The 351-nt window shown below is 68.7% G+C and carries 1 pseudogene; it reads right to left on the bottom strand.

The window, feature by feature from the left end:
* A pseudogene (locus P0G09_RS16120) lies at positions 1 to 351 on the bottom strand (nicotinate-nucleotide--dimethylbenzimidazole phosphoribosyltransferase); the annotation flags it as partial.

Genomic DNA, 351 nt, shown 5'->3' with positions numbered 1-351 from the left:
GGCAGGCCTTCCAGCGCGCCGCCCAGAAAAACACCGCACAGCCCGGCGATGTCGAACCCGCCCAGCTAGGAAAGCACATCCATAGGGTCAGCAACATCTGGCCGATTCCGCGCAATGCCCCGCCGGATGGCATCCAGCTTGCGGGCAAGCCCCGCGTCGGAAAGGCCAGCACCACGGCCTGTCATCCGCTCCACGGGCTGACCCAGCAGAACCGCAGCCTCGGCGCTGGAGGTGGTGGTGTTGCCAATGCCCATCTCCCCCGTGGCCAGCAGCTGCACCCCCGCCGCCTTCTGCGCCCGGACAAGCCCCATGCCCGCCGCAATGGCATCCACCGCCTGCTGGCGGGACATG

Origin of the sequence: Faecalibacterium sp. DFI.5.82 (assembly GCF_029076575.1) — a bacterium.
Taxonomy (GTDB): Bacteria; Bacillota; Clostridia; order Oscillospirales; family Ruminococcaceae; genus Faecalibacterium; species Faecalibacterium duncaniae.
This window is presented reverse-complemented; position numbering and strand designations above follow the sequence as displayed.